Source organism: Pseudomonas cannabina, assembly GCF_900100365.1.
GTDB lineage: Bacteria > Pseudomonadota > Gammaproteobacteria > Pseudomonadales > Pseudomonadaceae > Aquipseudomonas > Aquipseudomonas cannabina.
On the sequence record NZ_FNKU01000001.1, the window covers coordinates 3,153,595 to 3,167,728 of the forward strand.

The 14,134-nt window shown below is 57.7% G+C and carries 8 protein-coding genes and 3 pseudogenes; 6 read left to right on the forward strand and 5 right to left on the reverse strand.

Annotated features, from left to right (window positions below; genetic code table 11):
• Positions 1–45 precede the first annotated feature (45 nt).
• A complete protein-coding gene (locus BLT55_RS14870) occupies positions 46–966 on the forward strand; it encodes a LysR family transcriptional regulator (RefSeq protein ID WP_055000220.1) in 921 nt (306 codons plus the stop codon).
• Positions 967–1,036: 70 nt separating this feature from the next.
• Here BLT55_RS14870 and BLT55_RS14875 read toward each other — a convergent pair whose 3' ends face one another.
• Together BLT55_RS14875 and BLT55_RS14880 are read right to left on the reverse strand one after the other, a co-directional pair.
• Positions 1,037–1,333, reverse strand: a complete 297-nt coding sequence (locus BLT55_RS14875) for a YciI family protein (RefSeq protein WP_055000219.1) — start codon at positions 1,331–1,333, stop codon at positions 1,037–1,039.
• A gap of 57 nt (positions 1,334–1,390) precedes the next feature.
• Positions 1,391–2,203, reverse strand: a complete 813-nt coding sequence (locus BLT55_RS14880) for an SDR family NAD(P)-dependent oxidoreductase (protein ID WP_055000218.1) — start codon at positions 2,201–2,203, stop codon at positions 1,391–1,393.
• A 428-nt stretch (positions 2,204–2,631) separates the two neighbouring features.
• On the opposite strand from BLT55_RS14880, the gene BLT55_RS14885 reads away from it, so the two are divergent.
• Both BLT55_RS14885 and BLT55_RS14890 read left to right on the forward strand, forming a co-directional pair.
• Entirely contained in the window at positions 2,632–3,735 is a 1,104-nt protein-coding gene (locus BLT55_RS14885) for an IS5-like element ISPsy19 family transposase (RefSeq protein WP_004663854.1), read from the forward strand.
• 75 nt (positions 3,736–3,810) lie between these two features.
• Positions 3,811–4,827, forward strand: coding sequence for an AraC family transcriptional regulator (locus BLT55_RS14890; protein WP_055000649.1), 1,017 nt, complete (start codon positions 3,811–3,813; stop codon positions 4,825–4,827).
• An 82-nt stretch (positions 4,828–4,909) separates the two neighbouring features.
• Here the strand turns inward: BLT55_RS14890 and BLT55_RS14895 are convergent, their stop codons facing one another.
• Entirely contained in the window at positions 4,910–6,013 is a 1,104-nt protein-coding gene (locus BLT55_RS14895; RefSeq protein ID WP_004663854.1) for an IS5-like element ISPsy19 family transposase, read from the reverse strand.
• A 415-nt stretch (positions 6,014–6,428) separates the two neighbouring features.
• Between BLT55_RS14895 and BLT55_RS14900 the strand changes: the two are divergent.
• Positions 6,429–6,599, forward strand: a pseudogene (locus tag BLT55_RS14900) (DUF3757 domain-containing protein); the annotation flags it as partial.
• A gap of 55 nt (positions 6,600–6,654) precedes the next feature.
• On the opposite strand, the gene BLT55_RS14905 reads toward BLT55_RS14900, so the two are convergent.
• Positions 6,655–7,230: a DUF1349 domain-containing protein gene (locus BLT55_RS14905; RefSeq protein ID WP_055000110.1), complete on the reverse strand. Its 576-nt coding sequence runs from the start codon at positions 7,228–7,230 to the stop codon at positions 6,655–6,657.
• Between the two features lie 163 nt (positions 7,231–7,393).
• Here BLT55_RS14905 and BLT55_RS14910 point away from each other — a divergent pair, with 163 nt between their 5' ends.
• Positions 7,394–8,128 carry an SDR family NAD(P)-dependent oxidoreductase gene (locus BLT55_RS14910; protein WP_055000109.1) on the forward strand — a complete coding sequence of 245 codons (735 nt, stop codon included), beginning with the start codon at positions 7,394–7,396 and terminating at the stop codon, positions 8,126–8,128.
• 1 nt (position 8,129) lies between these two features.
• On the opposite strand, the pseudogene BLT55_RS14915 reads toward BLT55_RS14910, so the two are convergent.
• A pseudogene (locus BLT55_RS14915) lies at positions 8,130–9,007 on the reverse strand (carboxylate/amino acid/amine transporter).
• Between the two features lie 265 nt (positions 9,008–9,272).
• Between BLT55_RS14915 and BLT55_RS14920 the strand changes: the two are divergent.
• Positions 9,273–14,112: pseudogene (locus tag BLT55_RS14920) on the forward strand (M10 family metallopeptidase C-terminal domain-containing protein).
• The last annotated feature ends 22 nt before the right edge of the window (positions 14,113–14,134 follow it).

A 14,134-nucleotide genomic window follows, 5' to 3' on the forward strand; every position in this document is an offset into this window, starting at 1 on the left:
AATCCGCTATGCTAGAAATGAATTTCCGAAACATCTGGTATTTCCATGCACAATACCTTACGTCGTCTGGATCTTAATTTGCTGATGACGCTGGATGCGCTGTTAGCCGAGCAGAACGTTACACGGGCGGCGCGCTTGCTCAATCTCGCCCAGCCGACCGTCAGCCTGCAACTGGGTCGATTGAGAGAACTTCTGGACGATCCATTGCTGCTGCCCGGCCCCCGAGGGATGTCGCCTACCGAGCGTGCTCGTGAGTTGCGCGGGCCACTGCGTGAAGCGCTGGCTGCTCTGGAGGGCGCATTGAGCCCTGTTGCCACTTTCGAGCCAGCGCTGTCGGAACAGACATGGAGGGTCGCTGCCAGTGATTACGCAACTACAGCTTTAGTCTGGCCATCGCTGGCACTGCTCAGGCGCTTGGCCCCAAAAACCCGTTTGGCGCTGTTGAACAAACATCCCGTCGGCCTTGCCAATGACCTGGAAAACGGCCAGCTCGATCTGGCGTTGCACACTCGCGACGAAGCGCCGCCAAAACTGCGCCAGCGGTCTTTGCTTCACGAACGCTATGTGCTGGCAGGGCGGCGCGGTCATCCCGCTTTGGCAACCAAGCTATCGCTCAAAGCGTTCTGCGGCCTTGAACATGCCGTTATGTCACCGAATGGCGGTGGGTTCGTCGGGAGTACTGACCAGGCGCTGGCAGCTAAAGGTCTGGAACGACGAGTCGTATTATCAGTGTCTAATTTCAACTCGCTCATCTCGGCATTGGCGCACAGCGACCTGGTTGCGGTGGTCCCGGAAAGGCTGGTGCGAGATGAGCCCACACTTCATGTCCAGGCGCCTCCACTCGTCATTCCGGGTTTTGAAATGCTCATGTTATGGCCCGAACGACTGCACCGGGATCCCGCCCATAGGTGGCTACGCGAACTCATCGCCTCGACGCTGGAAACAGCTTCCCACGCTGAGATTTGATTGATATTAATCCCGCCGTTAGCAACTGATGCCATCGCTGCCAGCAGATGGCATCACCGCCACGGCAAGGTCACCCGCGCGCTTTCAAATGAAGCATTGCGTAGTGTTCGTAGTGCCCGCATCCATTCTTCACGATAGGGTCTTGCGATGTCAGCGCCGCGATGTCCTGATCATCTTCAATCTGGTACAGCGAAACACCGTAGCTTCCGGCCGGGTCGATCACCGGGCCGTGGGCCACGATCAAGCCCTGCTCCAGCAACTCATTCAGATAATTACCGTGTTGACTCATCCACTGACGCTCGTCAGACGTCATGGTTGTCAGGAAATCTGCGCGGGGCGGGATGTACTTGCAAAGGTAAGCGTTCATGGGTCAAGTCTCGCTGGTTGAATGCTCAGGAATCAAAAATAGAGGGCTATGGGTGCTCTAAAGCTTTTTGCCTGAGGCAATGCTTTTGAATATCGCTTTCTCGAACACGCTCGGCAGATAGCGCTGAAGGAACAGGATCATTCCGGCCATCTTTGCGACTGGGTGGCTAAACGGAGGATTTTTTGTCGCGATGACGTCGACGATGGCGTTCACGACGGCCTTCGGTGATTCAGCCTCGTCGATACCTTTTTGCGTAACTATGTCTACTTTTTCACGGTAACGATCGTAGTCGGCGATCTTGTGGTCCGCGACCGAAATGGCGTTGTCCCCCAGATTAGTCTTGAACCAGCCTGGTTCAATGACACTGACACTGATATTGAACGGGTTCAATTCAAAGCGCAAAGACTTGAAGTAGCCCTCTACAGCATGTTTGGAGGCCGAGTAGTAAGACAAGTTAGGCGGCCCTATCAACCCGACCATAGAACTGATGGTGATAATCTGCCCGGCTTTTTGTCGCCGCAGGTATGGCAAAACCGCATTCGTGACTTTGACTGTGCCCCAGAAATTAGTCTCGAACTGCTGACGACCTGTTTCTATCGGTGTCTCCTCGGCAAGGCCGGTGACCATATAGCCCGCGTTGTTCACCAGAACGTCCAGTCGAGTGATATGTTTAAAAAGCTCGTCAGTAAACGACTGGACAGAGCTATCGTCATTGATGTCCAGACGCAACAGCTTGAACGGAACGCTGCCCGCGTATTTGTGAGGATAACGACTCGTGCCCACGACGTTGAAGCCTTGTCGATCCAAATGAGTGGCAAGCATCAACCCGAAGCCCGATGAGGCACCTGTAATTAAAACTGTCTTTTTCATATAACTACCTTGAGTGGGAGGAGAGGCAAAAAACCTGTCTCGTTCTCGAAAGTGCTTTGGCCATTCAGCACCTCAGACAGTGCCTACAGTGCCCGCTCAGCGAATGGTTGGCACTCGCCTAACGCGCCAACCTGACCTCGAAACGCGCCAATTGTGTTCTGGCGTATCTGGCGTCATCCGCCGTTGTGGTGGCGTGATCGGCGACCTAAACTGGGCCCGTGGTGACTGAACCCGAATCTTTACTTGAGTGAAATGAATGTTCCCTAAGGAGCCGCTGATTTATTCGATTTTTCGTCCCTGCAACGCTCTGGAGGCCTTGATTTATCAGGGGGCAACAGCTGTGCTTTAGAATAAATCAGCGTCTCCCTAAGAGGGTGTAGACAAAATAAATTAAACTTTCACTCCCTTGTCTGAATAGCCCTCAAGCCATGCCTAAAACCGGACGTCCTCGCTCGATTGCCGCCGAGCACTATCCCGTGCTGGTGAAACTCGCTCATGCACAGCCCTATTCCAGCCAGGCCGAATTGGCGCTCGTATTCTTCGCCGAAACCGGTATCACTGCGCATCCCGACACCTTTGCAAAAGCGTTGAAAATGGCAGGGATTACGCGTGTAAAGCAGCGGGCCAAGGGAAGTTTTCAGTCACCTGAACCTAATAAAGCCTATGGCTACAATGAAACCCACCGCCGCCAACTGCCGGAGCAGCTATATCCGAGTTGCTTGACAGATACCGAGTGGGCACTGGTCGCCGACCTGTTTGAAAGCCAGGGCGGACGAGGAGTGCCACCGCTTCACTCTCGGCGCACGTTGCTGGAAGCCTGTTGCTATGTCGTACGCACGGGGTGCTCATGGCGAATGCTACCCCGCGATTTTCCTCATTGGGACAATGTCTACAAAACGTTCCGCCGGTGGAGCGCTCAAGGCAAGTTCGAGCAAATGCATGATCGCTTGCGAGCTCAATGGCGTGAGCGGGAAGAACGCGCTGACAGCCCGTCAGCAGCGATCCTGGATTCACAGTCGACCCGCAGTTCTCCTCAAGGCGGTGACAGCGGCTACGACGCAGGCAAAAAAGTGAAGGGGCGTAAACGAAGTCTGATTGTCGATACATTGGGCCTGCTGCTGGCTGTCAGTATCAGTGCTGCAAGCGTGCAGGATCGTGACGCGGCGGATGATGCGGTGGCGTACTCGAAGGAAAAATATCCGTCACTGAGCACGCTTTTTGTTGATAGTGCGTACGCAGGAAAATGGGCACAGCGCACCCATCAACTGCACGCTATCGATGTTCAAGTGATCCGTGGCCCGAATAACAGAAGAACAGGGCAATGGCACTCTGAACAAGGCGATCTATTTTCCGTGGAGCCTGTTCAGACTGGATTTGTGGTCATGCCCAAGCGATGGGTAGTGGAGCGAACTCATGCCTGGAATGAGAGAGCTCGGCGACTGATCATGCATCATGATCGCCTTTTTGCGGTAAGCGAGGCATGGGTTTGGTTGGCCGAGGCTCGAATACTCGCGCGCCGACTCACTACATGATTTTGTCTACACCCTCCTAACGGTAAGCGCAGTTCAGCTCTGGACTACTCGGTCTGGCCCGGATGGCGGGTATTGATGCAGGATGCCGGACTGGCAACGGCCCCGGTATTGCGGCGCGCGCAGTTGCCAGGCGATTTGTTCACTCGACAGAATGTTCGTCTGGACTCGGCACACTTCTTCAAACTTTGGGAAGCCATTGAAGCCGAAGCCGCCTCCATCAATGCAGAATTGCCGGCACCTCTGCAAATTGCCCGGGTCATGTCGTCGGACTGGTTTGATCCAGAGCTTTTCGCCGCGCTGTGCAGTGCCAACCTGGGCGACGCCCTCGACCGGATTGCCAAGTATGTGAGGTTGATCGCGCCCATGGTCATTCGGGTTACGCCGACTAGAGCGCACACCACCGTCACCATGGACTTTCTGGATGCCTGCGAACCGCCCACCGTATTTCTGGCGTTCAAGCTTGTGTTCTTTGTGCAACTGGCACGACTGGCGACACGCAGCCCTGTGCAACCGTTGCAAGTGAACTGGCCATCGCCATCAACGCTCGGCCCGGACTTGCTGGCCTATCAAGCCTACTTTGGCATTCCCGTGACTCACGCGCCACAGGCCAGTGTGGTATTTGCCGCGGCGGACGTCGACCGCCCTTTTCTGACGGAAAACCACAAGATGTGGTTGTTCTTCGAGCCCGGTCTGCGACAACGGTTGTCTGACCTGGACCGTACATCCGGAATGATCGAACGGGTCCGCAGTGCGTTGCTTGAGTCTTTACCGGCGGGCGCGGTATCGATGCAGCAGGTCAGTCGAAAACTGGGGGTCAGTACTCGCACGTTGCAGCGCAGGCTGCAGGATGAAGGCACGACGTTTCAGAAAACACTCGATACATTGCGCGACTCCCTCGCACGCCATTACCTGCGCACGACGGCGATGTCGAGTGCAGAGATATCGTTTCTTCTGGGGTTCGAGGACTCCAACTCTTTTGCCCGCGCGTTTCAATCATGGGCAGGCAGTACGCCATTCAAAGTAAGGGCTCAAATGAATGGCTCGCCTGCGACTGATAATTCAGCAGAACAAGGGCAGAGTTCTAGTGCCTGAGCGACCAGGCCAGTAGAGAAACGACCTGCACTTGTGCATCGCACAGAAAGTCTCGCCTTTTCCTAAGAGGGTGTAGACAAAATCATGTAGTGAGTCGGCGCGCGAGTATTCGAGCCTCGGCCAACCAAACCCATGCCTCGCTTACCGCAAAAAGGCGATCATGATGCATGATCAGTCGCCGAGCTCTCTCATTCCAGGCATGAGTTCGCTCCACTACCCATCGCTTGGGCATGACCACAAATCCAGTCTGAACAGGCTCCACGGAAAATAGATCGCCTTGTTCAGAGTGCCATTGCCCTGTTCTTCTGTTATTCGGGCCACGGATCACTTGAACATCGATAGCGTGCAGTTGATGGGTGCGCTGTGCCCATTTTCCTGCGTACGCACTATCAACAAAAAGCGTGCTCAGTGACGGATATTTTTCCTTCGAGTACGCCACCGCATCATCCGCCGCGTCACGATCCTGCACGCTTGCAGCACTGATACTGACAGCCAGCAGCAGGCCCAATGTATCGACAATCAGACTTCGTTTACGCCCCTTCACTTTTTTGCCTGCGTCGTAGCCGCTGTCACCGCCTTGAGGAGAACTGCGGGTCGACTGTGAATCCAGGATCGCTGCTGACGGGCTGTCAGCGCGTTCTTCCCGCTCACGCCATTGAGCTCGCAAGCGATCATGCATTTGCTCGAACTTGCCTTGAGCGCTCCACCGGCGGAACGTTTTGTAGACATTGTCCCAATGAGGAAAATCGCGGGGTAGCATTCGCCATGAGCACCCCGTGCGTACGACATAGCAACAGGCTTCCAGCAACGTGCGCCGAGAGTGAAGCGGTGGCACTCCTCGTCCGCCCTGGCTTTCAAACAGGTCGGCGACCAGTGCCCACTCGGTATCTGTCAAGCAACTCGGATATAGCTGCTCCGGCAGTTGGCGGCGGTGGGTTTCATTGTAGCCATAGGCTTTATTAGGTTCAGGTGACTGAAAACTTCCCTTGGCCCGCTGCTTTACACGCGTAATCCCTGCCATTTTCAACGCTTTTGCAAAGGTGTCGGGATGCGCAGTGATACCGGTTTCGGCGAAGAATACGAGCGCCAATTCGGCCTGGCTGGAATAGGGCTGTGCATGAGCGAGTTTCACCAGCACGGGATAGTGCTCGGCGGCAATCGAGCGAGGACGTCCGGTTTTAGGCATGGCTTGAGGGCTATTCAGACAAGGGAGTGAAAGTTTAATTTATTTTGTCTACACCCTCTAAGTATCCTCTGAAAAAGCCCATTTTTTTGGAGAGGAACCGGGCTGGAGCGCCTGTATTTACTGGCTTCGACTTTTGAAGAAAAGGCTTTTTCAGACCTTCCCTAAAAACACTCACGACTGGAAGGCGCAGACAACATGCGACCGGCCACCTAAGATGAACCCGTCTACATCATCAAGCGGTCACCTCATCATTTAAAACTCGTATTTTAAAACCCGAACCAGATGTTGATCGAGTGGTTGCCGATAGCATGAATCCACAGGTCAGCAAACTCGTGTTGCCAATCTATATAACCTGAAAAAAAGCTGCACCTAATCTCTCCACATATAAAGCACTTGAATAATAGATAAAGGCCAGGGCGGCCGTGAAGCAGTCGACATGCGCTTTATTGCACACGTGGGTAAACCTGTCACTGTAAAAACCGAAGGCAACGCCTGGAAAAAGGAAGAAGGTCCATTTGGTCTTATTTACAACGTGTGTGAAGAGACCTCGCCTGAAAACTGTACGTTCACCCTCCTCACCCGGTAATCGCACGATGCGTAATACTCTTCAACTGGCTTGTGCAAGCCGGTTGAAGCGCCACTCACGTCAGGTCATGCAGGTCCTTGCCCAGCGCAGGCATCACTTCGAAATGAGAAAACATCACTTCAAGCCCTCCCCGCTCCGGGCTGCAGCACATCGGCCCGACGGTATAACCCTCGCTCAGCGGGAACGGCGCGAGACGCAGCAATGGCCAGCGCAGCCCGTCACTGGAATGCTGAATGCGCATCACGCCTTTGGCGACAGTCACTCGCAGCCACAGCCCTGATGAGGAGTCATCGTATGCGCCCGTGGCCCAATCCGACTGCCCGCAGGTCAAAACACTGCCCAGCATCAGGGCACCATCGCTGACCTCGACGCCGGTTTTCACCCAGTTGCGCTCATCGACTCGCACCATCAGGCCCGCCTGGTCATACAGCGTCTTGAAATCACCCTGCACGTGCACTTGCGCGGTGAAATCACCCGTCACTGAAACACCCAGAAAATGCCCGGTGTCGCGACAGAAGCCATAGTGGGTTTGCTGCCAGAAATCGGTTTCGGGGTCTGTGATGACAGTCAGGCGCTGATCCGTCACGCTCCACTGCCTGGGTTCGTTTAGCCAGATACCGTTGTCGAACATGCTACCTCCTGTGTTGAGTTGATGCTGAGGGTAGGTTATTGACCGGCAAACACAATATCTCTGGTCGTTCGATAAGACACGCAACCCTGTCACTGCGCCGTTATTGACACCCCGCCCACCAAAAAACATCATGCATCCAACCTCACAAAACCGGAACGCACTCATGGGCGACAAGAAGAAGCTGTTGCTGACAGGCGCAAGCCGTGGGATTGGTCACGCCACGGTAAAGCATTTCAATGCTGCGGGCTGGGAAGTGTTCACCGCCTCCAGGCAGAACTGGGTCGATGACTGTCCGTGGGCAGAAGGGCTGCTCAATCATATCCATCTGGACCTGGAAGACATCGACAGCGTCAGCGCAAGCATGACGGCGATCAAGGACAAGCTCGGCGGGCGCCTGGATGCGCTGGTGAACAATGCGGGCGTGTCACCGAAGACCGAGGAAGGCGGCCGGATGGGCGTGCTGGAGTCGGATTACAGCACCTGGATCAAGGTCTTCAACGTCAACCTGTTTTCCACTGCACTGCTGGCACGCGGGCTGTTCGATGAGTTGAAAGCGGCCAAGGGTAGCATCATCAATGTCACCTCGATTGCGGGCTCCAAAGTGCACCCTTTTGCCGGAGTCGCCTACGCCACGTCGAAAGCGGCGCTGTCGGCACTGACCCGCGAGATGGCCTTCGATTTCGGCCCGCATGGAGTCCGAGTCAACGCCATCGCGCCGGGCGAGATCGACACCTCGATCCTGTCGCCCGGCACGGCAGAGATTGTCGAGCGACTGGTGCCGATGCACAGGCTGGGCAAGCCCGAGGAAGTCGCCTCGCTGATCTACTTTCTGTGCACCGCCGGGGCTTCTTATGTAAATGGCGCAAAAATTCACGTCAACGGCGGTCAGCACGTCTGATTCAACGGGTGCCGGGAATGCCTTCCAGCACTCGCCGCACGCCAAACCGGCTGATCCACACTGACGCCACAATCACCCCACCGCCAATCAGCAGACGGATGAAGTCCTCATGCTGGTCCAGATCAGCAGATTGATCAGCAGCCCGAGCGGCACATGCAGGTTGTTCATCACCGCCAGCGTGCCGCCGTTGACCATGCACGCGCCTTTATTCCACCAGTACATGCCCAGCGCCGTCGAACACAAGCCGAGGAACAGCAGCACGACCCATTGGGTTGGCGCATCGGGCAGGTGTTGCGGGTTACCGAACATCAGGAACGCAGGCAACACCACCGCCAGCGCGCCCAGGTAGAAATAGCCGAAACGTCGATAGTGCGGCAAGTCGCTGGGATGCCGTGCAACCAGATGTTTGTACAGCACCTGGCCGGCGGCGTAAGTGAAGTTGGCCAGTTGCAGCAGCAGGAAACCGCCGAGGAAATCGCCGTCCAGGCCGTCGTAACGAATCACCCCCGCCCCCAGTACGGCAACCATTGCCGCCAGCAGCGCCCAAGGGTTGAAGCGCCGGTTGAGTGCGTCTTCGATCAGGGTCACGTGCAACGGCGTGAGAATGGTGAAGAGCAGCACTTCGGGCACCGTCAGCACCCTGAAGCTCAGGTACAGGCAGACGTAGGTAACGCCGAATTGCAGCGCGCCGATCAGCAGCATGCCACGCATGAAGCGCGGCTCGACCTGACGCCAGCGCGTCAGCGGAATGAACACCAGCCCGGCCAGCACCACGCGGACCAGTACCGCAAAGTAGCTGTCGACGTGCCCCGCCAGATAGACACCGATCAGGCTGAACGAAAACGCCTGAATCAGTGTGACAAACAGTAGATAACCCATGCCGCCCCCGATTTTGAAGGGCGCGACCATAGCGGTTTGCAGGCGCAACTGTCCACCCGCCACCCCTCTATTTCTGACGTCAGCCGGACGGCGCAATACATTTCGACCGCCATAAATACGACAGCCATAAGATTGACGATTATAGCTACCCGTTCGACGAAAATATAAACCATATCGCGCAACTTTTCCTGTGCGAAAGGTCTTATCCTTCGGCGATGCAATATTGACTTCCCCACCTGAAACCTTCGCCGCCTGGAGCAACCCCATGATATTCAACACAAAAGACTTCGGAGCGCTGGGCGACGGTATCACCGACGATACGGCCGCCATACAGGCCACGATCGATGCGGCGGCGGCAGCAGGGGGCGGCGAAGTCGTTCTGGGGGCTGGTACTTACATCGTGTCCGGCGGCGAAGAGCCGTCCGACGGCTGCATGATGCTCAAGAGCAACGTCACCCTGTCGGGCGCGGGGATGGGTGAAACGATCATCAAGCTCGCTGACGGCTCGGACACCAAGGTGACCGGCATCGTGCGCTCGGCCTACGGCGAAGAAACGCATGACTTCGGCATGAAGAATCTGACCCTGGACGGCAACCGGGACGCCACCACTGGCAAAGTGGACGGCTGGTTCAACGGCTACATTCCGGGCTCCGACGGCAAGGACTCGAACGTCACCCTCGACAGCGTCGAAATCAAGGACTGCTCGGGCTACGGCTTCGACCCGCACGAGCAGACCGTCAACATGGTGATCAAGAACAGCGTGTCGCATGGCAACGGCCTGGACGGCTTCGTGGCCGACTACCTGAGCGACAGCGTGTTCGAAAACAACGTGGCGTATGACAACGATCGCCACGGTTTCAACGTGGTCACCAGCACCCACGACTTCACCCTGAGCAACAACGTCGCCTACGGCAATGGCAGCACCGGCATTGTGGTGCAGCGCGGCAGCGAGAATATTCCGTCGCCCGCCAACATCACCATCACCGGCGGCGCGGTGTACGGCAACGGTGCCGAGGGCGTGCTGATCAAGCTGTCCAGCCAAGTGTCGGTCAGCGGCATGGACATCCATGACAACGGCAGCGCGGGCGTGCGCATTTACGGCAGCACCGGGGTGGATGTTTTCGACAACACGCTGAGCAACAACTCCCTCGGTGCTCCGGTGCCAGAAATCATCATCCAGTCGTACGATGACACTTCGGGCGTTTCCGGCAAGTTCTTCAGCGGCAGCGACAACCTGATCCGCGGCAACGTAATCACCGGCAGCCACAACTCCACTTATGGCGTTGCCGAGCGTAACGAAGACGGTACCGACCGCAACAGTATCGTGGGCAATACCATCAGCCACACCAGCAAGGGTCTGACCCTGGTCTACGGCGACGGCAGCTTTGCCGGCGACGCGTTCCCGCTGGTCACCGTGCAAGGCAGCGAAGCCAACGACATCATCACGGGCAGCGCGGCCAACGAGCTGATCTTCGGCCTTGCGGGCAAGGACACCCTGAACGGCGGCGCGGGCGACGACATTCTGGTCGGCGGAGCGGGTGCCGACAAGCTCAGCGGTGGCGCGGGTGCCGACACCTTCCGCTTCGATCAGTTGACCGACAGCTATCGCACCGCCACTGTCAGCGCGACCGACCTGGTGTCCGATTTCGACATCAGCCAGGACCGCATCGACCTTTCGAACCTCGGCTTCACCGGGCTGGGCAGCGGCAAGGCCGGAACGCTGAACATCAGCTACAACGCGACCCTCGACCGTACCTACATCAAGTCGCTCGACGCGGACAGCAGCGGCAACCGCTTCGAGCTGGGGCTGAGCGGCAACCTGAAAGACACGCTGAATGCCAGTCACTTCATGTTCCAGCGTGTTATTGAAGGCACCGCAGGCGGCGATACCCTGACCGGCACCGAGGGCAACGACCTCATCAACGGCAATGCTGGCGTGGACCGTCTAAACGGCGGCGCGGGTGCGGACACCCTGACCGGCGGTGCCGATGCCGATATCCTGACCGGCGGCGCCGGGGCGGATCTTTTCATCTACACCTCGCGGCTGGACAGCTATCGCAACTACAACGCCAGTGGCACCAAGCAAAGCGACACCATCACTGATTTCAACACGGCTGAAGACCGCATCGACCTTTCCAGCATCGGCCTGCGCGGTCTGGGCGATGGCAGCGCCAATTCCATTTACCTGTCGGTGAATGCCGATGGCAGCAAGACCTACGTCAAGACCAACGCCGTCGACACCACCGGCAACCGCTTCGAAATCGCACTGGAAGGCAACCTGCTCGACAAACTGAGCGCGTCCAACTTCATTTTTTCCACCGCGTCGGCCACCAACCAGGCTCCGGTGCTCAATACGCCGCTGATCGATCAGAACGTGACCGAACTCAAAGCGTTTTCCTACGCCGTGCAGCCCGGCAGTTTCAGCGACCCGGACAGCACCGCGCTGACTTACAGCGCCACCCTGACCGACAACAGCGCCCTGCCCGACTGGCTGACATTCGACAGCAAGACTCTGACTTTCAGCGGTACGCCTGGCGGCACGGCATCCGGGTTGTACTCGATACTGCTGACGGCCAGCGACGCCACCGGTGCTTCGGTGGCTGACAGCTTCGCCATCAACGTGGGCAACGTCGCGCCGGGCACGCTGACCGGCTCTCAAAACGCCGAAACGCTGTACGGCACCGAGGGGGACGACACGCTTCTGGGCCTGGGCGGCGACGACACGCTGCGTGGCGATACCGGCGCCGACATCCTCAACGGCGGCGCAGGCCGGGACACCTTGTACGGCGGAGCGAATGCCGACACCTTCGTTTACAGCACGCTCACCGACAACTACCGCAATTATGAAGCGGGCGGTCTGACAGCCACCGACACGATCGCTGATTTCACCTCCGGCCAGGACAAGATCGACGTCTCTGCGCTGGGCTTCCTGGGGCTGGGCAACGGCGAAAACCACACGCTGTACATGACCCTCAACGAAGCGGGCGACAAGACTTACGTCAAGTCGGCAACGCCCGACGCCGATGACAATCGCTTCGAAATTGCCTTGAGCGGCAGCCTGATCGATACCCTGACCGAAGCCGATTTCGTGTTCGGCCAGCGTGAATCCCAGGAAATCCTTTACCTGCCGACGCTGGGCCAATCCAACGCGCGACTGCTGCGCATGACCGAAGACGATAACCAGTCCGGCACCTCGGAGATGGTCAAGGACCTGATCCGTTACACCGATTACGACGTGCGCAGCCAGTTCAACGATGCCAATGGCGACCCCATCGACCTCGCCGTGGGCGGCAGCACCGTGCACCGTGGTTGGCTACTCGACCGGCACGCAGGAAGAACAGCGTGTTTCCTGGTGGCTAACCGACACCGATCAGCCGGGACCGGCACTGCTGCGCGCCACCGAATTGCTCAAGGCCCAACTGGCGACGCTGAGTACGCTCGATCAAGTCACCACCGGCATTGTCTGGAGCCAGGGCGAAGAAGGCGCTCAGGAGATAGCCCGCGCCACCGACAAACAGGCGGCAGCCGATTTGTACAAAGCGTCGCCCCTCAAAGTGTTCGACTACCTGCACGCGCAGATCGGCGACTTCACGGTGTACATGGCCGAAACCGGTCACTACCAGACGGACGCAGCCAAGGCTCGCGGTTACACCGAGGAAAAAATCAGCGCCATCGTCGAAGGCGTGGGATATGTGCGCAATGCGCAGGAAGCCATCGCCCATGAGCGCACCGACGTCAAGCTGGCGGTGGATTACAACGATTTGCCGTTACGCTATGAGGTCAACCCGCTGGTGTACCCCGATGACGTCTGGCACCTGCACGAAGAGTCGGCCGAAATAGTCGGTCAGCGACTGGCCGATTTCATCGCCAACGACCTGGGTTTCAGCGGCAATCCTGGCGACAACAACAATCCGGCCGACATTGTCAGCGGCGGTCAGAACGAAGGTGGCAACATCTTCGGCACCAGCGACGACGACACACTGGTTGGCGGCACCGGCAACGACATTCTGGACGGTGATCAGGGCGCGGACGACATGACAGGCGGCGACGGCAATGACATTTATGTCGTCGACAACGCTCTGGACACCGTCACCGAAAGCAACGACTCGCCGTCGCAGATCGATACCGTGGTGTCTTCCGTCAGCTGGGAGCTGGGGGCGAATGTGGAAAACCTGATGCTGACCGGGTTTTCTGCCATCAATGCCACGGGTAACGCGCTGAAAAACGTCATCACCGGTAATGCGGCCAAAAATATTCTTGACGGCGGCGCGGGCGCTGACCTGCTCACGGGCGGGGACGGTTCGGACAGCTACGTCGTCGATGACGTAGCTGACCGGGTGGTCGAAACCGCGACTGATGCCCAGACCGGCGGCATCGATACGGTTTACAGCTCGCTGGCGAGTTACACCCTCGGGGCCAATCTGGAAAATCTGGTGATCACCAGCAGCGTCGGCGCCAATGCCACCGGTAACGCGTTGGACAACGTGCTGTATGCAGGCGCTGGCGATAACGTGCTCGACGGCCGCGATGGCAATGACACGGTGTCTTACCTGTTCGCCACCGCTGGCGTCACGGTCGCGCTGAACACCAGCGCTCAACAGGCCACTGGCGGCTCCGGGCTGGACACCCTCAAGGGCACGGAAAACCTGACGGGCAGCCAGTTCGCCGACGCGCTGACCGGCAACAAGAACGCCAACGTTTTGATCGGCGGCGAAGGCAATGACACGTTATCCGGCGGCGCGGGCGACGATGTGCTGATCGGCGGTTCAGGCGCGGACACGCTGATTGGCGGCACCGGTGCCGATCATTATGTGTTCAACAGTGCCAACGACGTGGGTATGGGCGCACTGCGCGACATCATTAACGGCTTCAAGGTGGCGGAAGGCGACAAACTGGACTTCTCTGCCTTCGATGCCCGGCCGTCCACCGATGACGCGGATGCTTTCGTGTTCATCGGCAATGCTGCGTTCAGCGCCGGTAACACAGGCGAGCTGCGCTTCGCCGATGGCGTGCTGTACGGCAACATCGACGACAACGTTGGCGCGGATTTCGAAATCCAGCTGACCGGCGTGCAGAGCCTGCAGGCGGCTGACGTTATCGTCTGAGAGCGACCATGTTCCGCGCTCA